We start from the raw sequence: 25,816 nt of genomic DNA, 5'->3' as shown, positions 1-25,816 counted from the left end.
GATGTGGTTGTTTATTTTTCATGCTAAATCAGCGTATTCCTGACAAAATTCCGGGCGGCGTTGACAGTTCCTGAAAATTTTCTGCTTCCTTCTTCAACTTTCATTCTCATTTAGTCCTTAACATTGGCTACCTCTAAAGGCTAAATTAGCGGGTATAATTCATCCGGATGATTGAAATACATATTCTTAATTACTCACGAAATCTTTACGTTGTCCTAAAAACAGCCACCCGTGGTTTTCAGGGATAATGGTTTTTTTGCCGAACAATAAAATCTCTGGTTGAAGGTCAATTTTCAGCTGTTTTCTCCTCATCAATACTGCGAAATCAAGAAATTTATGCTGCCGACTGCCTCATCTCGCTCTAAAAAACGCACCTTCGTGTGGGTTATCATCGCCATCATCATTGCGGCGATCCTGGTCTGGTTCTTTGCTTTCCATCAGAGTTCGTCCGAATCCGCGGGTAAAAAAGGACCAGGGCGCGGCGGTATGCGCGCGATGCGCGGCCAGATGATGATGGGGATGGATACGCCGGTGCAGGCCGGAAAAGCCACGCAGGCGGATGTGCCGGTCTATCTGCGTGCGCTGGGTACCGTGGTGGCGAATGCCACCGTGACGGTCACCAGCCGGGTCGATGGCCAGCTGATGAAGGTGTATTTCACCGAAGGGCAGAAAGTCGAGCAGGGGCAGTTGCTGGCGCAAATTGATCCCCGCAGCTATCAGGCGACGCTTGAGCAGTATCAGGGCTCACTGGCGCAGAATCAGGCGCTGTCGAGAAGCGCTGAGCTGACGCTGGCGCGTTACCGAAAACTGTATGCGCAGGACTCTTTAGCGCGTCAGGATCTGGAAAGCCAGATTGCGACCGCCGGGCAGTACGCCGGGGCGATGAAAGCCGATCAGGCGCAAATAGATGCCGCCAAACTGAATCTTGAGTTCGCAAAAATCACCGCGCCGGTCAGCGGCCACGTAGGGTTACGTCTGGTCGATCCGGGCAATATGGTCACCAGCAGCTCAACGACCGGTATCGTCACCATTACCCAGACGCAGCCGATTGCCGTCACCTTCAGCGTGCCGCAAAGCAATCTGCAAACCCTGCTCAAAGCGCTGCGCGGCGGCAATAAACTGCCGACCACCGCCTTTAATCAGGACGGCAGCGAAGTGCTCGATCAGGGCCAGCTGCAATTTATCAGTAATGAAATTGATAGCAGCACCGGCAGTATCAAGCTGAAAGCGCTGTTCAACAATGCGGATGAAAAACTCTATCCAAACCAGTTTGTGAACGCCCGCTTACAGGTTTCTACGCTCAAAGACGCCACGGTTATTCCGGCAGCGGCGTTGCAGTTGAGCAGTAACGGCGATTTTGTGTACGTGATCAAAGCTGATAACACCATCGAGCGCCGCGCGGTGAAATCCGGGCCGGACTTTGGTGACAGCCAGGTAGCGATATTGTCGGGCGTGAAGCCGGGCGAACAAGTGGTGACGACCGGCATTGATCGTCTGACAAACGGCGCGAAAGTGCAGGTGGTGACCGCCAATACCGAGGATGCCGCCGCTGCCGGTTCTTCGAAAGCGCGTGAGCAAGGCGCTGGTGTCGATAAAGCCACGACCGGCAAAGACAGCGGGCCGAAATGAATCCTTCACGCCTCTTTATTCAAAGGCCGGTTGCGACCATTCTGCTGATGGTCGCCGTGCTGCTGTCGGGCATTTTTGCCTACAACATGCTCTCTACCTCGGCGCTGCCGCAGGTCGATTATCCGACTATTCAGGTGACCACGCTCTATCTGGGTGCCAGTCCGGACGTGATGGCGTCGGGGATTACCGCGCCGCTTGAACGCCAGCTCGGCCAGATGGCCGGTTTGAGCCAGATGTATTCCACCAGCGCCAGCGGCTCTTCGATCATTACGCTGAAATTCTCGCTGGATCTCTCTCTCGACGTCGCCGAGCAGGAAGTGCAGGCCGCAATCAACGCCGCCGACAGCCTGCTGCCGAAAGATTTACCCAATCCGCCGACCTATAAAAAAGTGAACCCGGCGGATGCCGCAGTACTGACGCTGGCCGTCACCTCCGAATCGCTGCCGCTGACCAAAGTGCAGGATTTGGTGAACACCCGCGTAGCGCTGAAGCTTTCGCAAATTTCCGGCGTCGGCATGGTGACGCTGGCGGGCGGGCATCAGCCTGCCATCCGCGTCCAGGTAGATCCACGCAAACTGGCGGCGCATAACCTCACGCTGGAATCCATTAACACGCTGATCGGTAACAGCAACGTCAACGGTTCTAAAGGCGGTTTCGACGGCCCGCATCATTCGATCACCATTGATGCTAACGATCAGCTGCGCACCGCGTCCGAATACGCCAACCTGATTGTGACTTACGAAAACGGCGCTGCGCTGCGTTTGCGCGATATCGCCACGCTGTCCGAAGCGCCTGAAAACCAGTATCTGTCCGCGTGGGCGAATAAAGAACCGGCGATCATTATCAGCGTTCAGCGCCAGCCCGGTGCCAACGTGATTCAGGTGGTGGATGCGATTAAAGCCCAGTTGCCGAAATTGCAGGAAGCGCTGCCGGACTCGGTCAAAGTCAGCATTCTGTCTGACCGGACCCAGACCATCCGTGCCTCGATCAGCGACGTTCAGTTCGAATTGTTGCTGTCGATTGCGCTGGTGGTGATGGTGACCTTCCTGTTCCTGCGTAACGTGGCGGCGACCCTTATCCCAAGCGTCGCGGTGCCGCTGTCGCTAATCGGCACCTTCGGTGTGATGTACCTGTGCGGCTTCAGCCTGAATAACTTATCGCTGATGGCCCTGACCATCGCCACCGGCTTCGTTATCGATGACGCCATCGTGGTGGTGGAAAACATTTCGCGACGCCTGGAAGAGGGCGAAACCCCGATGCAGGCGGCGCTGAAAGGCTCGAAACAGATCGGTTTCACCATCATCTCCCTGACTTTTTCTCTTATCGCCGTACTGATCCCGCTGCTGTTTATGGGTGACGTCGTGGGGCGCCTGTTCCGCGAATTTGCCATCACGCTGGCGGTGTCGATACTGGTGTCGATGGTCGTCTCGCTGACGCTCACCCCGATGCTGTGTGCCTATTTGCTGCGCCATACGCCGGAAGAAAAACAGAGTAAGTTCTACCGCAAAGGCGGCGAATTCTTCGATAAGATGATCGCCGGTTATGACCGCATGTTGATCGTGGTGCTTAACCATCAAAAACTCACCCTGCTGGTTGCCGCCGCCACGTTAGTTTTCACCGCGCTGCTGTATGTGATTGTGCCAAAAGGCTTCTTCCCGTCGCAGGATACCGGGATGATTCAGGGCATTACGCAGGCGTCGCAGGACGTGTCCTTTGGCGAAATGGGGCGCCGTCAGCAGTTACTGGCTGCCGCGATTCTCAAAGATCCGGATGTCGAAAGCGTCGCGTCAACCATCGGCGTGGACGGCAATAACACCAGCCTGAACAGCGGCCGGTTGCAGATCAGCCTGAAATCTTTTGATGAACGCAGCGAACGTGCGCCGGCGATCATCGAGCGTCTGAAACAGGAAACCGCCGGTGTGCCGGGTATCGAACTGTATTTGCAGGCATCGCAGGATCTGACCGTTGACGATCAGGTGACGCCGAGTCAATACCAGTTCACGCTCGATGATTCAGACAGCGAAAATCTGGTGGAGTGGACGCCGAAACTGCTGGCGAAACTCAGCGAGCAGCCGGAATTTGGCGATGCGGTCAGCAACCTGCAAAATCAGGGGCAAATAGCCTACGTGGAATTAGATCGCGACGCCGCCGCGCGTTACGGCATTACAGCGTCTGACGTCGATACCGCGCTGTACAACGCCTTCGGTCAGCGTCTGGTGTCCACCATCTTTACTCAGGCTAACCAGTACCGCGTGGTGCTGGAAGTTGCGCCGCAGTTCCAGCAGTCGCCTGCTTCGTTCGATGACATCTATCTGGCGAGCAACGCCACGACATCAGCGACCAGCAGCACAACCTCAAACAGCAACGCGGCGTCCTCAACGACCACCGCATCAGGCAGTTCCACGTCATCCACCAGCACCAGCAGTTCCAGCAATGGCATGGTGAAACTGACGTCGATCGCCAAAATCCACATGCGGACCGGTGCGCTGTTGCAGGCACGCCTTAACCAGTTCCCGGCGGTAACGGTTTCCTTCAACCTTAACGACGGTTATTCGCTGGAGCAGGCGCAGCAGGCGATCAAAACGACCATAGCGGATATCGCGATGCCGGACAACATCACGCTGCGCTATCAGGGGGCGGCAGCCTCGTTTGAAAGCGCGACCGGCAATACGCTGTGGCTGATCCTCGCCGCGCTGCTGACCATGTACGTGGTGCTCGGCATTCTGTACGAAAGCTTTATCCATCCGGTGACCATTCTTTCCACCCTGCCGTCGGCGGCGGTGGGCGCGCTGTTGTCGCTGATCTTTGCCGGAACCGAGTTCAGCCTGATCGCGTTGATCGGGGTGATCCTGCTGATCGGGATCGTCAAAAAGAACGCCATTATGATGATCGACTTCGCACTGGAAGCGGAAAATAAGCAGGGGTTATCGCCGCGTGAGGCAATTCATCAGGCCTGTTTACTGCGTTTTCGCCCGATCATGATGACCACCATGGCCGCGCTGCTCGGTGCATTGCCGCTGATGCTGGCCAGCGGATCCGGCGCGGAACTGCGCCAGCCGCTGGGGCTTGTGATCGTCGGCGGTCTGATCTTCAGTCAGATCCTGACGCTGTTCTCCACGCCGGTGATCTACCTGATGTTCGACAACCTTTCGCACCGCTTTAATCCGCGCCACCGTCGTGCCGCGCAGCGGGCGGACAACCGATGAATATCTCGCGCTTCTTCATCCTGCGGCCGGTCGCCACCCTGCTGCTGACGCTGGCGGTTCTGCTGCTTGGTCTGCTCGGTTACCGTTTGCTGCCGGTCGCGCCGCTGCCGCAGGTGGATTTCCCGACCATTCTGGTCAGCGCCAGTTTGCCGGGTGCCAGCCCTGAAACCATGGCGGCTACCGTCGCCACGCCGCTGGAAAGGGCGCTCGGGCAGATTGCGGGCGTCACGGAGATGACCTCGCGCAGCTCGCAAAGCTCCACCAGCGTGATTTTGCAGTTCGATTTAGATCGTGACATTAACGGCGCAGCGCGTGACGTGCAGGCGGCGATCAACGCTTCCCGCGCGTTGCTGCCGAGCAGCATGCCGTCGCTGCCGACCTATCGCAAAGCCAACCCGTCGGATGCGCCGATTATCATGCTGGCGCTGACGTCGGCCACGCGCAGCAAAGGCGAGCTGTACGATATCGCCTCCAGCCAGCTGCAACAGAAAATCGCGCAGGTGAACGGCGTCGGACAGGTGTCTCTGGTCGGCTCCGCGCTGCCGGGCGTGCGGATTGATTTACGTCCGGAAGCGGTCACGTCCTACGGCATTTCCCTCGACACCATCCGTTCGGCCATTGCCAACAGCACCAGTAACCTGCCTAAAGGCCTGCTGCAAGGCTCGAACCAGTCATGGATGATCGAAGGCAACGGTCAGCAAAGTACCGCAGCACAGTACAAAACGCTGATCATCACCTATATCAACGGCGCGGCGATCCGCCTCAGCGACGTCGCCAACGTCTATGATTCGGTCGAAGATAAATACAACGTCGGCTATTACAACAGCACGCCGTCGGTGATGATCGGCGTGACGCGTCAGGCGGGCGCGAACATGCTGGAAACCATCGAGGCGATCAAAGCCGCACTGCCACTGATGAAAGAAAGCCTGCCGGGCGACGTCCAGCTCAATCTGGCGCTAGACCGCTCCCCGAACGTCTCCGCGTCCCTGCGCGATACAGAAATGACCCTGCTGGAAGCCACGCTGCTGGTGATCGCGGTGGTGTTTGTTTTCCTGCGCAACTGGCGCGCGGTGCTGATCCCTGCGCTGGCGCTGCCGGTTTCCCTGATCGGCACTTGTGCGGTGATGTATCTGCTCGGCTACAGCCTCGATAACCTGTCGCTAATGGCGCTGATTATCGCCACCGGCTTTGTGGTCGATGACGCCATCGTGGTGCTCGAAAATATTACGCGGCATATCGAAGAAGGTATGGGGCCGGTGCGTGCGGCTATCAAAGGCGCACAGGAAGTCAGCTTTACCGTGCTTTCAATGACGCTGTCGCTGATCGCCGTATTTATCCCGATCCTGCTGATGGGCAGCATCGTCGGGCGTCTGTTCCGCGAATTTGCGGTGACGCTCAGCGTCTCACTGATCATCTCCATGCTGGTCTCGCTCAGCCTGACGCCGATGCTCTGCGCACGTTTTCTGAAACGTAAACCGCCGGTGGAAAAACGTCAGCCGCGCATTTATCGCATGATCGAACGCGGCCTCAACAAACTGCTGGCCGCCTATTCTGTGGCGCTCGGCTGGGTGATGCGCCATCAGCTGATCACGCTGGTCGGGCTGTTCCTGACGGTGCTGCTCAACTTTTACCTGTATACCGTGGTGGAAAAAGGCTTCTTCCCGGATCAGGACACCGGCATGTTGATGGGCATGTTGCGGGCGGATCAGAACACGTCGTTCCAGTCGATCCAGCCGCAGGTGCTGAAATACAGCAAGATAATCCAGGACGATCCGGCCGTGGAGGCAGTGATGAGTTCTGCGGGCAGCGGCGGGTTTGGGTCACGCAATACCGCGACGTTTTTCGTGCGCCTGAAAGATTTCGATAAACGCACCGCCAACGCCAATCAGGTGGCTAATCGCCTGATGATGGAAACCGCCAAAGTGCCGGGATCGCAGCTGTTTCTGATGGCGGCGCAGGACTTGCACATCGGTGGGCGCAGCGCCAACGCCCAGTATCAGTACAGCTTACAGGCCGACGATCTTTCCCTGCTGCGCGAGTGGGCGCCGAAAGTGAAAGCCGCGCTGGCAGCACTGCCGGAGCTGACCGGCGTCGATTCGGACTCGCAGACCGGCGGGCAGGAAGTGATGCTTAATATCGATCGCGACCGCGCCACGCAGCTCGGTGTTAACGTGAAGATGATCGATACTTTGCTCAACAACGCCTTCAGCCAGCGGCAGATCGCGACAATCTACAAAACGCTTAACCAGTATCACGTGGTGATGAACCTGACGTCGGATTACACCGGCAATCCTGATGTACTGAACCAGCTGTATGTAGTGACCGACGCAGGTAAGCAGATCCCGCTGTCGGCCTTTACCTCGTTCAGCGGCGCGAATGCACCCCTCTCGGTGGCGCATCAGGGGCAGACGGCAACCACGACCATCGCCTTTAACCTGGCCGACGGTTACGCGCTGGAACAGGCGCAGGCCGCGCTGAAAACCGCGATGGCGAAAATTGGTTTGCCGGATACCATTCAGGGCAGCTATGCCGGTACGGCGCAGGCGTTCCAGGCGCTGGCAAGCTCCATGCCGTGGCTGATTCTGGCGGCGCTGGCGGCGGTGTATATCGTCCTCGGCGTGCTGTATGAAAGTTACATTCATCCGCTGACCATTCTCTCAACGCTGCCGTCCGCCGGCCTTGGCGCACTGCTGCTGATGCTGATGACCGGCACGCAGCTGACGGTGATCGCGCTGATCGGGATCCTTTTGCTGATCGGCATCGTGAAGAAGAATGCGATCATGATGATCGACTTCGCGCTCGACGCCGAACGCCGCCTCGGCCTTTCGCCACAGCAGGCGATCATTCAGGCTTGCCTGATGCGTTTTCGCCCGATCCTGATGACCACGCTGGCGGCGTTCTTTGGCGCATTGCCACTGGCGCTTGGCAGCGGCGGCGATGCAGATCTGCGCAGCCCGCTGGGGCTGGCAATCGCCGGTGGGCTGGCGCTGAGCCAGATCCTGACGTTATTCACCACGCCGGTGGTGTACTTGTACATGGATCGCACAAGCCGCGCGACGCATCGCCTATGGCATCGTCTGCGCCCGCACACTACGTCGCCGGAGGTTAGTTCACATGACCGATAAAACAATGAATTCTTACCCTGAAGCGAATCTGATGACTTTGCAAAAATCCCGTACTATGGCGTTCCGTCTTGTTCCGCTGGCGCTGGCATTATTCGTCAGCGCCTGTACCGTCGGGCCGGATTACCAACGGCCTGACGTCGCCATGCCGACGGCGTTTAAAGAAGCCAAAGGCTGGACGGCGGCGATTCCTAAAGATAACCAGAGCAAAGGTGACTGGTGGACGGTGTATCAGGACCCGGAGCTGTCTTCGCTGCTGAGTCAGGTGAAGATTTCCAACCAGAACGTCGCGCAGTACGCCGCGCAATACCGTCAGGCGCAGGCGTTAGTCACCCAGGCGCGTTCGGATCTCTATCCTTCCGTCGATGCCTCTGTTGGCAGCACGCGCAGCGGCACGTCATCGACCGTCACCAAAAAACAGTCGGCTGAACTCAGCGCCAGCTGGGAGCTGGATCTGTGGGGCAAACTGCGCCGCTCGGCAGAAGAGCAGGACGCCAGCGCGCAGGCCAGCAAGGCCGATCTTGCCGACGCCACGCTCAGTGCGCAGTCCGAACTGGCGCAGGATTACTTTCAGCTGCGGGTGATGGATCAGCAGATCGCCCTGTATCAGCGCAGCATCGAGGCGTATCAGCGTTATCTGACCGTCATCCAGAATCAGTATGAAGGCGGTAACGCCTCACGCGCCACGCTGGCGCAGGCGCAGACGCAGCTGGAAAGCACCAAAGCCTCGGCGCTCGATCTGCAATGGCAGCGCGCCCAGCTGGAGCACGCTATCGCGGTGCTGATCGGTAAACCGCCGGCGCAGTTCAACCTTGCCGCGCGCGATGTCAAACTGACTCTGCCGCAGATCCCTGATGCTTTACCTTCGCAGCTGTTGCAGCGTCGACCAGATATTGCCGCCGCTGAACGCACCATGGCCTCTTCCAACGCCGCCGTCGGTGTCGCGACCGCTGCGTATTATCCGGATCTGACCTTGAGCGCCAGCGGTGGATTCGCCAGTTCAGCGTTCCATAACCTGTTCTCACTGCCGAACCGCGTCTGGTCTTTAGGCCCGGAACTTAGCCAGACGGTGCTGGATTTTGGTTCGACCCGTGGCAAAGTCGCACAGGCCGAAGCTGCCTATGATGCCGACGTCGCCGGTTATCGCCAGAGCGTGTTAACCGCGATGCAGGAAGTGGAGGATTATCTGGTCGAACTGCACACACTGGATAACGAACTCATCGCCCGCCAGAACGCCGCCGATTCCGCCAAAGAATCCGCGCGCGTGACGTACAACCAGTATCAGGCCGGGATGATTGACTACCTTGACGTCGCCAGTACCGAGAACACCAGCCTGACCCAGCAGCAAAGCGTCCTGTCGCTGGTCAGCACTCAGATGGTCACCAGCGTTAAGCTTATCGCCGCACTGGGCGGTGGCTGGGATGGGGATGTGGGGAAATAAATCAAAATTGGATTCCTCTATGTCAAAACTAATTTATCGGTTTTGATGTAGAGAATTCTATTTAATGTAATTGATCTGCTGGAGTGGGTGTACAAGGTTCAAATAATTGGTCAAATGAAGGCGATATAAGTATGGTGTCATAATGATATATAGCAACGACACCATGATCTTTTATCAATGTCGGATGGGAGTTATTATCCTGAAATTCAATATAAGGTTCGTCGAAAAAAGAAAGTCCTAACCTGAATTCCATGTGATTATTATTGTTTTCCAGATACACCACTTTATTTTTTGATATAAAGTATAATGAAATCCCCCTATCCTTGGTGTCATTTTTATTTCCTGTTAAGTGATAATTACGATAAAAATCGTCTGAGTTATAAGGGCCATAGATGATATATAAGTCATCCCATTGTATAGGGATAAGGTCTTTTAATGAAATCCTGGTGTTTTCAATGACACAAGTTTTTTTAATTTTCTTCATGGCATTATAACCATTGTTTTGAAAGTATACTATTGCAGCAATAGATAGAAGCAATAATAAGTATTTCTTTCTGATAATTATATTTTTTATTTTCTTTATCATTTTTAAATTCTCCCTTGAAATCTTGCATGAACGTCAAATGTGTTACCCCGTTGAGATTGAATAATGTCAGCCTCTTTTATTCTGTCGATCCTTGTCATTAGGGTCTAATCCATTTTCTATCAAGTCAATGGCGGTATCATATGTTTCTTGATCAATAGTAACTTTTTTTATTTTATAGTAATGTGTGTCTGCGTAATTTTCTGCAACATATAAACCACTCTCTTTAAATACCTGCAGCAATTTTTTTGCTAATTCGCTATTGTTCAAATTTGAGTTATCACAACCTAATTTACGGCCAATGATATTGTTTTGTAGATCCACTATCTCATCAGCGATTTCAATATCCATGAGATGGCTTACAACCAGTTCTCCACCTGAAACAATTTCCAATTGCCATAATAAAGATGGATTTTCTTCATGAGCACTCCCAACTTTTTCAGAAACATTTTCTCCATACTCACTGCTAATGATGGCTTGCCATAAAGCATGTCTAAAAGCGTTGACCTGAGTTCCCTCTTTTCTTACTGATTTTGGAAGGTTTATGTTGCTGGCAAACAAAACTGCTATCGTAGATATATTATCACCACCTCTTTTATATTCTCCGATAGCATGAGCTTTATAAGGGTTCAAAACCGCAAATCCAATTTCTCGCACCTTAGAGGGCACAGGTGTAACTCTAATAGCTTGCGGGTTTTTATTGATGTATTGCCCTGAATTAATAAATTTGAGTGTACCATTTCCTTTTTTACATTTCACCACTGCATCATCGAGGAGAAAATGGTATCCCCTGGTCTTTACATTAGCTGCCCTTCCTCTTGGATTTAACCATTCATCTAAGACTGGAGTGCAGTTCATTCCTGTATTCATGCAATAAAGCGGGGCTTTGGTAATAAGTTTTTTATCCTCTTCGGTACACACTAACTTGCTTTGGATTTTGACCCTCTCAGTATCAACTCTATGAATATAAAACCCACCATGTATTGATGCTGGCAAAGAGGGTGGAACAATCAAACGTCCTGCACTGCAGGCAGTGCAAGACATTTCTGCGCCATCCACGACATATTCTTTATACGGTCCATGTGACATTTTAATGTTCCATTTAATTATTACTGCATTGATTGAAGTAGTTTGGTTGATTGCAAGTAATTCGATAAGTTAAATGAATAAAGGATGAAAAACTGTGAGGTCGGCGGAATAATAAATATAAGCTATGCGAATTAAGCTAATAAGAAGTAGGAATTTACAGGACCCAAAAGCTCCTTCGTCAAGAAGGAGCTTTTTCACCTTTTTCACCTATTTCCCGGCTTTCCGCGCCTTCGCCACATCCTCCGCAGTAACTTCGGCCGCGTGATTCCCCCAGCTGGCGCGCAGGGTGTTGGTTAACTCTGCAGCCTGCTGGTCGGTCAGTGTCCAGCCGTAGGCGGGCATGGTGTTGGACATATGCTCTGCCGTCACCGGCGTCTGGCCACCGTTGAGGATCACCCTTAACAGCGTTTGCGGATTTTCAGCGTTGACGGTCAGATTGCCCGCCAGCGCCGGGATCGTATAGTCTTTCCCGCCGCCGTTCACACCGTGGCAGGTCGAGCAGTAGCGCATAAAGGTCTGCTGCCCGGCAGGCGTCGCGACGGCAACTTTTGCGGGTTTATCCGGTGTCTCCGTTTTGAGACTCAGCAGATACACCGCCATGCTGTTGAGATCCGCATCGGTCATAAACTGCGTGCTGTTAGTGATCACTTCCCCCATCGGGCCACTGACGGCGTCGTGTGCGTTGCGACCCGTTTTCAGCAATGTGACCAGCTCCGGCTGGCTGATGTTGAGGCCGCGCAGTGAAGGCGCAGACCAGCCATCGAGTTCACCACCGCTTAGAAACGCCGTGCTTTGCTCATCGACCGCTTTCTCCTGCTGCGCCCAGCCGCGTGGTGTATGGCAGGCACCGCAGTGTCCGGCGCCCTGCACCAGATACGCACCCCGGTTCCATTCGGCACTTTGACTGGCCTGCGGTGTGTATTCGCCTTCCTCGAGGAAAATGCTGTTCCACACGTGCAGCGGCCAGCGGATCGACATCGGCCAGCTGATGTCATTGTCGCGGTTGGCGACTGGCTGTGGCTTCACCTCTTTCATCAGATAGTCGTACAGCGCGCGCATATCCTTGCCGCTCATTTTCACATAAGAGGTGTACGGCATAGCCGGATAAAGCGGATGCCCGTCTTTGGCGATGCCCTGACGCATCGCTTTGTCAAACTCTTCAAAGCTGTAACCACCGATGCCAGATTTCACGTCGGGCGTGATATTGGTCGAATAGATCTCACCAAGCGGCGTCGCAAAACGCACGCCACCCGCCAGATCCGCGCCTGTCGATGATGTGTGACAGGCCGCGCAGTCGGCGGACTTAGCGACATATTCTCCTTCGGACATCGCCATCGCAGAGCCTGCCGTCGCCATCAGTGTGGCGAAAATCATCAGCTGTTTCATGCGTTCACCTTCTTCATGGCTGTCAGTTCGTTCACTGCGCGCCAGGCCTGATCCACCGCCGAATTAGCATACGGGCTCCAGTCGGAGTCGGAGTTCGCAATAGTGATGCGCCCGACTGGCTGACGGGCGAGCTGGATGGTTTTCTGCGACTGCTCTTCGTCGTCGAACATCCCGCTGAGGAAGTAGGAATAGCCGTGTGACCAGCGGTTGACGGTGATCGCCATGATGTCCCGCTGATGATCGAAACCGGCTTCGCCGAACATGCCTTGTAGCTGATCGCGGATCATTTTTTCATGCGCATCAAACGACGTACCGAGTAACAGCGCGCGGCCTTTGCGAGACTGTTCGCGTGGGCTGAGGCCGCTGCCTGGCAGCGTCGGCACGTAGACCATATGCAGGCCAATCGGCTGATTCGGATCGCGTGGATGCTGATAACCGCCCATATCCACCGGATAATCCAGCTTCACGCGGCTATAAGGCGCGCCGGGGGAGTAGATTTCATGAACGCCGAGTTTGATAAACGGCTGCCAGTTGCGGATCACCACTTTGGTATACACCAGCGGCGCTTTGACGTTCTCCTTTAGCGCGGCTTTCTGGGCGTCGGCAATTTCCGGCACCAGATAGGGGATCATCATATTGTAACCGGCCATCACCGCCTGTCCGGCGCGGACGCGGTGCAGCTGTGAACCGGTCATGTAAGTCACCTCAACCGCCGGTTTCCCCTCATGTTCCACGTTGGCGACGTGCATGCCGGTGCTGTTCAGACGCAGGCGCACCGGTTGCCCGCTCTTATCGAGCTGGCTGTAATCGAATTTCGCCAGCACGATATCTTCCATCGTATTGCCCGGCGCGACCTGCGGGATCAGATGACGCACCATCAGGCGCGCAAGACCGGCGTTGCCGTCCGGGAAGTGGAAAATGTAAGGCTGATCGAGATCTTCCAGCGATTCTGCGTCCAGCGGCGGTAATCCCATGCTTTCCAGCCCCGGCAGGGCACAGATGCGCGCATCGCTGCATGAGGTGGCATCGATCCCGACCGCCTGAAAATCATTGGTGCGCTGCTGGAAATAACGGATCGCCATCTCACTCAGCCCGACTTTTTCACGCAGGAACTGGGTATAACTGTGCCCGTCCACCCAGGCGACTTTATCTTCCTGACTCATCCCGTGCAGATAATCTTTTTCTTCGGTATGCAGGGCGATAAGCGCCTTACGGTCAGATTCTGGTAGTGGGAAATCATTGATGAAATCGCGGATATCGCGCCCGTTGAGGCGATCCGGTGGGATATCATCGGCCACCGCGCGGCCCGGATCGCCGCTGACGATTTTATCGACGCCAAAGTTTTTGCGATCAAAGTACACGCCACGGCTCAGGTGCAGATCCGGATAGAACGTCTGATCGAAGTCCTTCGCCATCGTTTCTATATCGACGTTCAACGTTTTCAGCAGCCCCATCGCTACCGGGCTGAAGTTGGTGCGCGGCGACTGGAAAGACTCACTGCCGCCGTAACCGAGCAGGGTTTTATCCTCGACATGGAATTCATTGCGCTTGGCGTGCCCGCCAAAATCATCATGGTTGTCCAGCAGTAAAATCCGCTGCTGCTTGCCATGTTGTTCCTGCCAGAAACACGCCGCCGCCAGACCGCTTATCCCGGCACCGACGACCACCAGATCAAACTCATCCTCCACCGGTAAACTGGACGGATCGACCTTTTTACCTTCGCGCCCGAGTATATGCGCCGCCTCGTAAGAACCCTGATGATTACCGCGTAACCCGGTCAGGGAAGGCGGATAATACAGCGTCTGCGCCGCCGTTTGCGGCGAGGCTTTCAGCGCCTCAAACGGCGTCATACCAGCGGTCACGGTAATCGCCACACCATTTAAAAAATCACGACGAGTGATGCCCATATTGTTTCCTTAAATTGCCCACTATCAACCCGCACTGAAGCAGCGCGGCAAAAGTCTTACGCTAAAAAAAATTATCAATGTTTTAACAATTTTAACATAAAGAGCGACTTAGAGCGTGATGGCGGGCGCAAATGAGGAAGGAGGAAATTTTGCCGAGAGGGCTGAACTGATTGGAAGTCGTTGTGCAGGTATCAGGAGCTGAATTTAAGGGTTAGGATGATCAGAGATATTTGCTGGCTTGTTCAGTTATTAAACGTCTTACCCCTTCCTCATCTTCCCGCAAAACTGTGATCTCTTTCATACTCCTGACCATTATGTCTATACAACTATACATTCTGTGACTTAACTCAATGAAAGCGTGTTTTTTAGCCAGTGAATTGAGGGGATACAGATGATGAAACTTGGCAGCAAGATCCACGATCTGGGGAAAGCCCTGATGACGCCTATCTCGGTGATCGCCGCCGCCGGGATTTTCCTGGGGCTGGCCGCGGCGTTGCAGAACCCGTCGGTGACCGGTGAAGCGTTCACGCAGATGAAAACGTTACAGCTGGTGATCGGGTTTATCCGGCAGGTGTCCGGCGCACTGTTTGCTAACCTGCCGCTGTTCTTTGCGGTGGCGACCGCGATGGGTCTGGCCAATGCAGAGAAGGCCACAGCGGCCTTTTCCGCAGTGATCGGCTTTGTCGGGTTGCACGTCGGGGTTAATTATAGCCTGCTGGCGCAGGGGATTAGCCCGGAAACCATTACCGTTGCGAAGCTCACGGCGAAAGGCATGACCGAAAGCGATGCGATGATCTACGCGGCGGAGTTCACCAACACGCTGGGGATTTTCACCTATAACATGAGCGTGCTTGGCGGTGTGCTGGTCGGGCTTATCACCATGTGGCTGCATAACCGGTTCTATACCATTGTATTACCCACGGCGATCGCCTTCTTCGGCGGGCGTCGTTTTGTGCCGATCGTGACCATTCTGGTACTGCCGATCGTCGGGGTGCTGATGTCGCTTATCTGGCCGACCGTCGCGCAGGGGATCCAGTGGGTCGGCGAGTTGATCGGGCGAACCGGGGAAGTTGGCACCTTTATTTATGCCACTTCCGAGCGATTGCTGATCCCGACCGGCCTGCATCACATCATCAACGAAACCGTGCGCTTCACGCCGATTGGTGGCGTGACGACGGTGGATAATCAAAGCATCGTCGGTGCGCTGAATATCTTCAACGCTGCGCTGGCTAATCCGGGCATGATCTCTGACGCCGTAACCCAGCAGGCGACACGCTTTCTGGCGCAGGGAAAAATCCCGGTAATGATGTTTGGCTTACCGGCGGCGGCGCTGGCGATGTATCACTGCGCGCGCCCCGAGCATAAAGGGCGCGTAAAAGCGCTGATGCTGGCGGGTGGGCTGGCGTCGTTTACTACCGGCATCACTGAGCCGCTGGAGTTCTGCTTTATCTTTGTCTCGCCGGTGTTGTATATCCTGCACGCGGTACTGACCGGACTCTCTTTCGTGCTGATGCAAATGTTCCACGTGATGATCGGTAACGTGCAGGGCGGCGCGATCGACTTCCTGATCTTCGGCGTGCTTGGCGGCAGCAAAACGCACTGGTGGTATCCGCTGATCCTCGGGATTATCTATGCACCGCTGTACTACTTCAGCTTCCGCTGGGTGATCCTGCGCATGCAGGTGAAAACACCGGGCCGTGAGGATGAAAATGATGCCGAGGAGCGCGCTAAACCGGCGCAGGGTACCGGTGAAAAAACCAAAAATATTATTATCGGGCTGGGCGGCGAAGGGAATATCACGGCGGTCGATTGCTGCTTCACCCGTCTGCGCGTGAAGGTGAAAGATATGTCACAGGTACAGGATGGCACGTTGATGAAAACCGGGGCGGCAGGCGTGAAACGGATCACTGACACTGACGTGCATGTAATTTACGGTCCGCAGGTTGAACAGGTCGCAAATCTGGTGAAGGCGGAGCTTTCCGGTATCGCCTAACTTTTGACTTTGGCATGGACGCTGAAGCCGTAGTTTTTCTGGTTGTAGTAGACGTCGGAAACTTCAAACAGCGAACCGTCGGTAAAGGTGACGATGGCGTGAGAATGCAACACCGGTTGGTCGCGTGACAGATTCAGCGCGAGGCGGATCTCGTTAGAAGGCAGTTCTGCTGAAATGAGCTTGGTGCTTCCCGAAGGCTGAAAACCTTTCGAGCGGATATAGGCGTATTTCGAGGACGTCATCGCCGCGCGGGTGATATCCGGGAAGCGATCGCACAACATCCAGCACTGTTCATACACAAAAGGCTCATCGCCCAGCAGGCGCAGGCGGATCATGAAATAGACTTCCGTACCTGCGGCGACGTTCAGTTCAGTAGCAATACTCTCACTCGCAGGAATGCGGCGAAAATCCAGAACCTGATTTTCAATCCGCTGATTATTTTCCTGCGCCACTTCACTGGCGGTAAGGTGCCGGTCCAATGGCAGAATGATTTTCTGCTGTTTTGGCGGCTCAACCACAAAGGTTCCGCGCCCGCGAAAACGCGCTACTCTGCCCTGACGCACCAGATAATCCACTGCTTTTCGCGCGGTCATGCGCGATACGCCATATATCTCGCACAGCGCGGCTTCCGTAGGGATCGGGTCACCGGGTCTGATGTCGCCTGCGCTGATTTTTTCGGTCAGCTGCTGCTCAATTTGCAGGTAGAGCGGCGTGAACGAATTCTTATCAATTTTCATCAGACCTCCGGTCACTAAATAATAGCTGTTAAGGATAATTGTATAGCCGGGTATACATTCGAACAAATTGTGTTGCGGGTTTTGTGCGCTGAAATGGGTTATGAAAGCAAAAAAAAAGGTTGCTGTTATCAGCAACCTTTATGCGCTTAGTTTATTACGCGGGCGTCAGACGCTATTGAGGCAAAACCGCGCTCGACGTAAATCCGCACGGACCGTTTTCCTGGTTTTTGAAACGCCAGCAGTTCTGATGGTACTGCGCAACCGTGTTACGGTGCGCAACGCTGATGACCGACGTTTCCGGCAGTTCGCTCAGCAACAACGCATAAACCCGATGCTCAGTTTCTTCATCCATTGCGCTGGTAGCTTCGTCAAGGAACAGCGTATCCGGCTTGATAAGCAGGGCGCGGGCAAATGACAGACGCTGCTGCTCTCCCGGCGACAGGCGCTGGCTCCAGTTAGCGTAATCATCCAGCATGGCGACCGATGCCAGATGCGGCAGGCGACATTGTTCCAGTACGTGCTGTAGCTGCTCATCGGTATATTCGCGGCTGGCGTCCGGGTAACTCAACGCATCGCGCAGGGTGCCAATTGGAATATAACTGCGTTGCGGCAGGAACAGGTAACGCTTGCCCTGAGCCAGCGAGATATTGCCTGCGCCGTAAGGCCAGATACTGGCAATGGCGCGTAGCAGCGTCGATTTACCACAACCGGAAGGGCCGGCAATCAGCACGCGTTCACCCGGTTTCATCTCGGCGGAAACGTTACAGAACAGCGGGCTGCCGTCCGGCAGATTCAGCGTCAGGTTATCGAGTTTCAGCGCATGTTCCGCGCTTTCACCGACTTTGATGCCGCGTGGCTGAGCGTTAACCTGATCAATCGCGGCGTTGAAACCTGCCAGACGGTTAACGGTCGCTTTCCAGTTGGCCAGATCGGTAAAGGCATCGATAAACCATGACAGCGCGCCCTGCACCTGACCGAACGCCGAGGCGATTTGCATCAGCGCACCCATCTGGATCGCACCGGCGAAATAGCGCGGTGAAGCAACCAGAATCGGGAAGATATTGGCAAACTGGCCGTAGAAGTTGGAGGCAATATTCAGGCGACGGGTGACGCGCATGATCGACCACCAGTTGGTTTTGATCGAATCAAACTTGCCGGAAAGCTGGTCACGTTCGTTTTTCTCGCCGTGGTATAGCGCAATAGCGTCGCTATTTTCACGGATACGGATCAGCCCGAAACGGAAGTTCGCCTCGAACCATTCCTGATTAAAACCAAGTTTGACCAACGGCTTACCGATCCACCAGATAATGAAGGAACCCAGTGCTGCGTACAGCAGGGCGAACCACACCATGTAGCCGGGAATATCGAAATGATGGCCGGCGAACACGAAGTTGAGCGGACCACTGATCGACCATAAAATAAACACGAAAGAGAACAGCGTGACGACGCTCGACAGCAACCCGAGAACCAGTGAAAGCGTGCCGCTGGTCAGGGCATTGAGGTCATCGGAAATACGCTGATCGGGGTTATCCACCTGATGCTGGTACTCCGTGTAATAATAGGCGTGATTGGTCAGCCACTTCTCCATATACTCTTCGGTCATCCAGCGTCGCCAGCTCATTTGCAGGCCCTGCGTCAGGTAAACCCTGTACACTGCAATGACGATGAAAAGCAGTGCCAGCCAGGTGAATTTCCACAGCTGAGCTTTGAAAACCGGGTAGTTTCTGTTTTGCAGCGCATCGTAAAATACGCGATTCCATTCGTTAAGCAGGACGCTGATGTAGACGGTTGCCAGTGAGAGGATAACGATCGTGGCCAACATGCCCCAGGCTCGCCACTTTTCTTCTGAGCGCCAATAAGGCTTAATCAACTGCCAGACGGCGCCCCATTGCGCCGATTTACCAGGTTTTTTAGTCATAATTGCCATGTTTAATCGATATGTTGTGAAGCCTAATCATCCCAGAATGAGTGCCTTAGTGCGATAGGGCAATAAAGTACTTGTAAGGATGTTTTTCCAGCACGAAGCTCTGTAGACCACAAAAGTAGAAGGATGTTTGATGAAAGTCGCAGTGAATTTTCTGCTGGTGGCAGGATGTTTTACCAGCGTTCAGGCGCTTGCTCAGATTGATGAACCGGACATTAATGCCGATTGCGTGAAAGCGGGTATTTACGCCTCTGCCGGAAAAGTCGCGTACCAGCAGGGGGAATTTGCCAAAGCGCGGGAAATTTTCCGCAATCAGGTGGCCTGGAGCGAGTTCTGCCACAAGCCGCAGGATCAGATCGCCACGGCGTATAACAACATCGCGCTGACCTACATTCGTCAGGGCAATTACCGTAAAGCCAAAGCCTGGCTGATGCTGGCGCCTGCTGACAAAAAATCACAATACAATCTGAGTCAGATCCAGCCGAAACTTGACGCGCTACCGCAGCCCGAAAGCGCAGCCGGGGAATACTGGCAATATGCCGGTTTCGGCAGCTGGAATCTGGTGGACGTCAAAGCCGAAGAGGCGCAGTTCAAAATTGATTTCTCCGGGCAGTACATGGGGCAGATGTCGCTGTATTACGGCCCGAACATCGGCGAATTCTCGGTAGTGACCGCGATTAAAGACCATCACGCGGTTTATCATGAAGCCGATGACGCCTCAGCGGGCGAGGGGCAATGTTCGGTGGACATGAATTTCGCCACTGAAAATGTCAGATTGCACACTACCGGCGACTGCGGATTCGGGCATAACGTTCAGGCCGAAGGGGAATTTGTGCGGGTAACGCCGTAAGTTCTGCCTGGACCCGCTATTAAAAAACCCGCGTTATGCGGGTTTAGCGTTAAGACCAGTCGGTGTAATCCGCTGATAGCTAAAGTTTATTCTGTAATACCCAAACTGCGGTTGGCCGCAGCTTCAACCAGTATTAAGGCCACTGCATTTCCCCTTTCAATACTTTCGCGCTCAGTTGTAATGAAGAATCGTCTTTCAGCTGCGGATAATGTTTTTTCATCGCGGCAACCAGTGCGACGGAATCTTTCGCTTTCGGCAGCTCTTTTTCCAGCGTCAGCAAATAATTGCGGGTGAATTTCACCGCTTCAAGCGTATGCGGTGCGCCCGGCAGGAAATGTCCCGGCACGACGACGTCGGGTTTCAGACCAGCGATTTCATCCAGCGCTTCCACCCACTGCTTGCGGGATTTTGCGGTCTGGGTATCTGCGGTCCAGACGTGCATATTGTCGCCATTGACCAGCACACCGCCAACGACGGCTTTCAGTGACGGGATGTAAACGAACGTGCGTGCGGCATCAACGCCTTTCACTTCAAATTTATGACCTTCCAGTTCAAACGTACTGCCTTTCAGCGGCTGCGGAACGATCACGGATTTCGGTGCGTTCTCTTTCAGCTGCGGCCCCCAGAAGGCCACTTTGCCATCTTTGCTGGCGTTGATCAGATCAATGGTCGCCTGCGTCGCGATAATTTTGGCGTCCGGGAACGCAGCGTGGATTACGTCCAGCCCGAAATAGTAATCAGGGTCTGACTGGCTGATGTACACCGTGGTCAGTTTTTTACCGGTAGCTTTGATTTTCTCCACCAGATTTTGCGCATCATTGCGCTGGAACTGGGCGTCGATCAGCACGGCTTCTTTCTCGCCGGTGATAATTTCTGAAGACACCGGGAAGATGGCGTTTTCACCCGGATTGTAGACGTCCATTTTCAGCGCAGTAGCGGCGTGAGCGGACAGGCTGGTACCTAGCAGGGCAGCAATCAGGGTCAGTGGTTTTAAGAGTTTAAGACGCATAACATTTCCTCAGAGGCATAAAATAATCACGTTCAGTAAGCATCTACTGTACGTTGCATAATCCGCGAGAAAAACAGGATAATGCGCAACTGTTTGTTGCATAAACCGGACGAATCATGGACAGAATTACCGCTGCACAAGTGTTTGTTGCCATTGTTGAACGCAAAAGTATGGTCAGCGCCGCCGAATCGCTGAATATGTCGCGGGCGATGGTGACACGTTATCTGTCGGAGATGGAGAAGTGGTCAGGCGCGCGCCTGCTGCACCGTTCCACCCGCAAGCTCAGCCTGACCGATGCCGGTGAAAATACGCTGGCGCGCTGCCGCAAGATGCTCGCGGTGGCAGCGGAGATGGGCAGCGTGGCAGATACCTCCGACGAAGCGCTGCGCGGTTTGCTGCGCCTGAGCTGTTCGCAGTCGTTCGGGCAGGGCGCGGTGGTGATTGCCGTCAGCGAATTTTTGCGGCGACATCCGCAGGTGAGTATCGATCTTCAGCTGGAGAGTCGGGCGATTAATCTGGTGGAAGATCGCATCGATCTGGCGCTGCGCATCACTAACGATCTGGATCCAAACCTGATCGCCCGCCCGCTGGCGCTCTGTCCGTCGGTGGTGTGTGCGTCTCCGGCCTATCTTGCCACGCACGGCGCGCCGCAGCATCCGCAGGATCTAAGCGTTCACAACTGCCTGACGTACTCCTATTTCGGCAAAAGCCTGTGGCAGTTTGAGCGGCAGGGCGAAAAAATCTCAGTCCCGGTAAGCGGCAATCTCAGCGCTAATGAATCACTGGTGTTGCTGACCGGTGCGGTGGAAGGTGCGGGGATCGTCATGCAGCCTTACTATTCGGCGGCTCCGCTGATCGCCAGCGGCCAGCTGGTTTCACTGCTGGAAAACTGGCAGCCGCAGGAGATGGGGATTTATGCGATTTACGCCTCGCGGCGGCAGATGCCTGCGGCGTTGCGCGCACTGCTCGATTTTCTGGTGGAATGGTTTAAAGGCCATCCGCGCTGGCTGTCATTGAGCGGTCAGGAGGACTGAGCTACGGAAAAGACCTCAGCTCACTGGGAACGGTTCCTTTTTGACATCTTTACTCACATTTGTTTAATACTTTGATATTCATAATCTTAACTAAATTGTTTGCCCTTTCCAGAGGGCAGGGCACAGACTGCGTATGGTCAAAAGTGTGATCTGCATGGTATTTCTGTAAAGGGAAAACAGCATAAAAACCATAAAACACACAAGGTTATCGATTCCTGTCGCTGCTGATTTCCTGTCTGATTTTCTTATTTTTTTGTTTCGCCAGACTGACTTTTTAAAGTCCGTCCGGCTGAGCGTCGTTCAAAATTTGGTTAAATATAATATCGGGGAGTTGTTATGCCTGTTGCACTTCTGGCACTGGCGCTAAGCGCGTTTGCTATCGGAACCACCGAATTCGTCATCATGGGGCTGCTGCCCAACGTGGCGGGTGATCTGAATGTCAGTATTCCGTCGGCCGGGTGGCTGATCAGTGGATATGCGTTGGGCGTGGCAATCGGCGCGCCGATCATGGCGGTGCTGACCGCGAAACTGCCGCGCAAAAATACCCTGTTGCTGTTAATGGGCATCTTTATTTTCGGCAACGTGATGTGCGCCCTGTCGTACAGTTACGGTTTCCTGATGCTGGCACGCGTGATAACTGCACTGTGCCACGGTGCGTTCTTCGGGATTGGCGCGGTAGTGGCGGCGAGTCTGGTGGCACCGAACCGTCGGGCCTCTGCGGTGGCGCTGATGTTTACCGGTCTGACCCTGGCGAACGTGCTGGGCGTCCCACTGGGTACCGCACTCGGCCAGGCATTTGGCTGGCGTTCAACGTTTTGGGTCGTCGCCGTGATCGGCGTGGCGTCGCTGTACGCGCTGTATAAAAAGCTGCCGGATAAAAAAGAAGAAGAACCGACGGACCTGCGCAAAGAAATTCGCGCGCTGGGCAGTCTTGGCCTTTGGTTGTCTTTGTCGATCACCATTTTCTTTGCGGCGGCGATGTTTGCGCTGTTTACTTATATCGCGCCGATCCTGACCGAAATCACCGGCGTTTCAGAGCACGGTGTCAGCTGGACGTTGCTGCTGATCGGTCTCGGCCTGACCATCGGCAATGTGGTCGGCGGGCGTCTGGCTGACTGGCGACTGGGTGTTTCTCTGACCACCACATTCTTGCTGATCGCGGTGTTCTCGGTGCTGTTCAGTTACACCAGCGTTCATCTGGTGGCGGCGGAAATCACGCTGTTTATCTGGGCGATGGTCAACTTCGCGGCGGTTCCGGCATTGCAGGTGAACGTGGTGACCTACGGCAAAAACGCGCCGAATCTGGTCTCGACGCTGAACATTGCGGCATTTAACGTCGGCAACGCGCTGGGTGCCTGGGTAGGCGGCGCGGTGATCGAACGCGGAATGGGCCTTAGCAGCGTGCCTCTGGCGGCGGGCGGCCTCGGTGCCATTGGCTTCGTGCTGTGCGTAATCACCTTCCGTCGCGCGGCGAAGAAGACAGAGAAAGCCGTCGCGTAATATTTGATTGACGCAATGAACAGGCCACACAGAATCTCTTCTGTGTGGCCTTTTTTATCGGATCGCTGAAACCGCGACGTCCAGCCGCTCAGCAAAGCGTTGCGCCTGCTGATGACAGTGTTCGGTAAAAAGCGTAACCAGCGCGGAAGCGGGGCGGTGCAAGGGTTTGATCAGGCTGACGGTGAAGGGCACGGCGACGCTGAACTCACGGATCACTACGCCGTTTTCGGCATAGTCTAAGGCGGTCAGCGGGTTGACTATCGACACACCCGCGCCGGCGCGCACCATGCTGCATACCGAGGCGGCGCTGTGCGTCTCCATCACCAGCCGCCGCGCGACGTGCTGTTCGGCGAACAGCGTATCGAGCAACTGACGGTAACTGTCTGTCGCCGATAAGCTGATGAAATTCAGTCCGCTAAAATCCTGCGGTGTCAGGCATGGCTTTGCCGCAAGCGGATGCCCTGGAGGCAACACGCAAACTTCGTTGAGCGTCAGTAACGTCTGGCGTTCGGTGCCCGCAGGCGTCTGGGTATTTTCGGTCAGCCCTAAATCATGGCGCTGCGCCGACAGCCATTCTTCCAGCAGTGGCGATTCCTGCGGCACAATATTGAAACTGACGTCAGGGTAGTTATCCAGAAAGGGTTTGCAGACCGCCGGCAACAGCGACTGGCTGAACACCGGCAGACAGGCGATGGACAGCTGCGCCTGCTCAAACTGGCGGATACCCTCTGCCGCGCTGACGATCCTGTCCAGCCCGTAATACGATCGCTGAACCTCTTCGAATAAACGTAATCCCTGCACCGTCGGATACAACCGTCCGCGCAGACGCTCAAACAGCTGCAAATGCAGCAGCTTTTCACAGCGCGCAAGTTCGCGGCTGACGGTCGGCTGCGAGGTGTTGAGCAATGCGGCGGCTTCCGTCAGGTTACCGGTGGTCATCACCGCATGAAAAATTTCGATATGGCGCAGGGAAATGGCAGGCATGATTCTCATCCGGATCGGGATCAATAAGCCATATCATAAATGAATAGACTTGCCTGAAATAGATATTTTATCGGCCCTCTGTCTCACGGCATACTGTAGGGAAATAGAAATGATTTCACCTGACGGAAAACCTTATGCCACGCGCCCTGAACGACACCACCACCGCGCTTAACGCCGGAAATTTACTGGCTCTGACTCAACAGTTTGGCTGCCCTGTCTGGGCGTATGATGCGGAAATCATCAAAGCGCGCATTGCGCAACTGCGTCAGTTCGACGTCATCCGTTTTGCGCAGAAAGCCTGTTCGAATATTCACATTCTGCGCCTGATGCGTGAGCAGGGCGTGAAGGTGGATTCTGTTTCTCTGGGTGAAATCGAACGCGCGCTGGTGGCCGGTTTCGTTCCGGGCCGCGAGCAGAGTGAAATTGTCTTTACCGCCGACGTGATGGATCAGGCGACGCTTGAACGGGTAACTGCGCTGGATATCCCGGTCAATGCCGGTTCCATCGATATGCTGAGCCAGATTGGGCAGCAAAAAACCGGGCATCCGGTGTGGCTGCGCGTGAATCCGGGCTTCGGCCACGGTCACAGCCAGAAAACCAATACCGGCGGCGAAAACAGTAAACACGGGATCTGGTATGCCGATTTACCGCAGGCGCTGGCAGAAATCAGCCGTTACGGCCTGAAACTGGTTGGGATCCACATGCATATCGGATCCGGCGTAGATTACGGTCATCTGGAGCAGGTGTGTGATGCGATGGTGCGTCAGGTGATTGAAACCGGACAGGATATTGAAGCGATTTCCGCCGGTGGTGGCTTGTCGATTCCGTACCATTTTGAGGAAGAATCCATTGATACGGATCATTACTTTGGGCTGTGGAACCGCGCCCGCGAGCAAATCGCCGCGCATCTGGGGCATGAAGTAAAACTGGAAATCGAACCGGGGCGCTTCCTGGTGGCGGAATCCGGCGTTCTGGTGGCACAAATCCGTGCGGTGAAAAATATGGGCAGCCGTCACTTTGTACTGTGCGACGCAGGTTTTAACGACCTTATGCGCCCGGCGATGTACGGCAGCTATCACCACATTTCGCTGTTACCGGCCGACGGCCGCGAGCTGGAAGGGCAACCGCTGACGGATTCAGTCATCGCTGGCCCGCTGTGTGAATCCGGCGATGTCTTTACCCAGCAGGCAGGCGGAGGCGTTGAAACCTTCCCGCTGCCACCGGTTACCATCGGCGATTATCTGGTATTCCACGATACCGGCGCGTATGGCGCATCAATGTCATCCAACTACAACAGCCGTCCGCTGTTGCCGGAAGTGTTGTTCGAGAATGGCGTACCGCGTGTGATTCGTCGTCGTCAGACAATAGAAGAGCTGCTGGCTCTGGAGCTGTAATTTGTAGTTCCCTCCGCTGCGACTGTCT

The 25,816-nt window shown here is 54.7% G+C and carries 17 protein-coding genes; 9 read left to right on the top strand and 8 right to left on the bottom strand.

Annotation, left to right across the window (positions count from 1 at the left end; translation table 11 throughout):
* Positions 1-336 precede the first annotated feature (336 nt).
* The 4 genes from AC0Z7K_RS17610 to AC0Z7K_RS17595 are packed head-to-tail and all read left to right on the top strand — an operon-like array spanning position 337 to position 9,398.
* Positions 337-1,629: an MdtA/MuxA family multidrug efflux RND transporter periplasmic adaptor subunit gene (locus tag AC0Z7K_RS17610; RefSeq protein WP_413530900.1), complete on the top strand. Its 1,293-nt coding sequence runs from the start codon at positions 337-339 to the stop codon at positions 1,627-1,629.
* Positions 1,626-4,835 (top strand): efflux RND transporter permease subunit, encoded by a 3,210-nt coding sequence (locus AC0Z7K_RS17605; RefSeq protein WP_485615332.1) that lies wholly within the window; start codon positions 1,626-1,628, stop codon positions 4,833-4,835. Before AC0Z7K_RS17610 ends, AC0Z7K_RS17605 begins: the two co-directional genes overlap by 4 nt.
* Entirely contained in the window at positions 4,832-7,960 is a 3,129-nt protein-coding gene (locus tag AC0Z7K_RS17600) for an efflux RND transporter permease subunit (RefSeq protein ID WP_413530898.1), read from the top strand. Before AC0Z7K_RS17605 ends, AC0Z7K_RS17600 begins: the two co-directional genes overlap by 4 nt.
* Entirely contained in the window at positions 7,950-9,398 is a 1,449-nt protein-coding gene (locus tag AC0Z7K_RS17595) for an efflux transporter outer membrane subunit (RefSeq protein WP_485615331.1), read from the top strand. Before AC0Z7K_RS17600 ends, AC0Z7K_RS17595 begins: the two co-directional genes overlap by 11 nt.
* A 61-nt stretch (positions 9,399-9,459) precedes the next feature.
* Here the strand turns inward: AC0Z7K_RS17595 and AC0Z7K_RS17590 are convergent, their stop codons facing one another.
* The 4 genes from AC0Z7K_RS17590 to AC0Z7K_RS17575 all read right to left on the bottom strand — a co-directional run bounded on the left by AC0Z7K_RS17590 (position 9,460) and on the right by AC0Z7K_RS17575 (position 14,363).
* The gene (locus AC0Z7K_RS17590; protein ID WP_485615330.1) at positions 9,460-9,984 is read right to left on the bottom strand and encodes a hypothetical protein; all 525 of its coding nucleotides are present in this window, start codon (positions 9,982-9,984) and stop codon (positions 9,460-9,462) included.
* A gap of 66 nt (positions 9,985-10,050) precedes the next feature.
* Positions 10,051-11,070 (bottom strand): DUF6973 domain-containing protein, encoded by a 1,020-nt coding sequence (locus tag AC0Z7K_RS17585; protein WP_485615329.1) that lies wholly within the window; start codon positions 11,068-11,070, stop codon positions 10,051-10,053.
* 207 nt (positions 11,071-11,277) lie between these two features.
* A complete protein-coding gene (locus AC0Z7K_RS17580) occupies positions 11,278-12,456 on the bottom strand; it encodes a c-type cytochrome (RefSeq protein ID WP_485615328.1) in 1,179 nt (392 codons plus the stop codon).
* Positions 12,453-14,363, bottom strand: coding sequence for an NAD(P)-binding protein (locus tag AC0Z7K_RS17575; protein WP_485615327.1), 1,911 nt, complete (start codon positions 14,361-14,363; stop codon positions 12,453-12,455). The genes AC0Z7K_RS17580 and AC0Z7K_RS17575 overlap by 4 nt, the downstream gene beginning before the upstream one ends.
* A gap of 391 nt (positions 14,364-14,754) precedes the next feature.
* On the opposite strand from AC0Z7K_RS17575, the gene AC0Z7K_RS17570 reads away from it, so the two are divergent.
* A complete protein-coding gene (locus tag AC0Z7K_RS17570) occupies positions 14,755-16,356 on the top strand; it encodes a PTS transporter subunit EIIC (protein WP_485615326.1) in 1,602 nt (533 codons plus the stop codon).
* Here the strand turns inward: AC0Z7K_RS17570 and AC0Z7K_RS17565 are convergent.
* Both AC0Z7K_RS17565 and AC0Z7K_RS17560 read right to left on the bottom strand, forming a co-directional pair.
* Positions 16,353-17,093, bottom strand: a complete 741-nt coding sequence (locus AC0Z7K_RS17565) for a GntR family transcriptional regulator (protein WP_413530894.1) — start codon at positions 17,091-17,093, stop codon at positions 16,353-16,355. The genes AC0Z7K_RS17570 and AC0Z7K_RS17565 overlap by 4 nt on opposite strands.
* 172 nt (positions 17,094-17,265) lie before the next feature.
* A complete protein-coding gene (locus AC0Z7K_RS17560; protein ID WP_485615325.1) occupies positions 17,266-19,020 on the bottom strand; it encodes an ABC transporter ATP-binding protein/permease in 1,755 nt (584 codons plus the stop codon).
* A gap of 130 nt (positions 19,021-19,150) precedes the next feature.
* On the opposite strand from AC0Z7K_RS17560, the gene AC0Z7K_RS17555 reads away from it, so the two are divergent.
* On the top strand, positions 19,151-19,867 hold the full coding sequence (locus tag AC0Z7K_RS17555; RefSeq protein WP_413530892.1) for a tetratricopeptide repeat protein: 717 nt from the start codon (positions 19,151-19,153) through the stop codon (positions 19,865-19,867).
* 133 nt (positions 19,868-20,000) lie between these two features.
* Here the strand turns inward: AC0Z7K_RS17555 and AC0Z7K_RS17550 are convergent, their stop codons facing one another.
* Positions 20,001-20,876: an MBL fold metallo-hydrolase gene (locus AC0Z7K_RS17550; RefSeq protein ID WP_413530891.1), complete on the bottom strand. Its 876-nt coding sequence runs from the start codon at positions 20,874-20,876 to the stop codon at positions 20,001-20,003.
* 116 nt (positions 20,877-20,992) lie between these two features.
* On the opposite strand from AC0Z7K_RS17550, the gene AC0Z7K_RS17545 reads away from it, so the two are divergent.
* Both AC0Z7K_RS17545 and AC0Z7K_RS17540 read left to right on the top strand, forming a co-directional pair.
* Positions 20,993-21,910 carry a LysR family transcriptional regulator gene (locus AC0Z7K_RS17545; RefSeq protein ID WP_485615323.1) on the top strand — a complete coding sequence of 306 codons (918 nt, stop codon included), beginning with the start codon at positions 20,993-20,995 and terminating at the stop codon, positions 21,908-21,910.
* A 336-nt stretch (positions 21,911-22,246) separates the two neighbouring features.
* Complete coding sequence (locus tag AC0Z7K_RS17540) at positions 22,247-23,410, top strand: MFS transporter (protein WP_413530889.1); 1,164 nt, start codon at positions 22,247-22,249, stop codon at positions 23,408-23,410.
* 54 nt (positions 23,411-23,464) lie between these two features.
* Here AC0Z7K_RS17540 and AC0Z7K_RS17535 read toward each other — a convergent pair whose 3' ends face one another.
* The gene (locus tag AC0Z7K_RS17535) at positions 23,465-24,394 is read right to left on the bottom strand and encodes a LysR family transcriptional regulator (protein ID WP_485615322.1); all 930 of its coding nucleotides are present in this window, start codon (positions 24,392-24,394) and stop codon (positions 23,465-23,467) included.
* Positions 24,395-24,528: 134 nt separating this feature from the next.
* Between AC0Z7K_RS17535 and lysA the strand changes: the two genes are divergently transcribed.
* On the top strand, positions 24,529-25,788 hold the full coding sequence (gene lysA / locus AC0Z7K_RS17530) for a diaminopimelate decarboxylase (protein ID WP_485615320.1): 1,260 nt from the start codon (positions 24,529-24,531) through the stop codon (positions 25,786-25,788).
* Positions 25,789-25,816 lie beyond the last annotated feature (28 nt).

This window comes from Rahnella sp. 1L-D-7-B-C2, from assembly GCF_057290995.1.
Note: the sequence above shows the minus strand (reverse complement) of the source record. Positions and strands in the feature narration are given on the sequence as shown.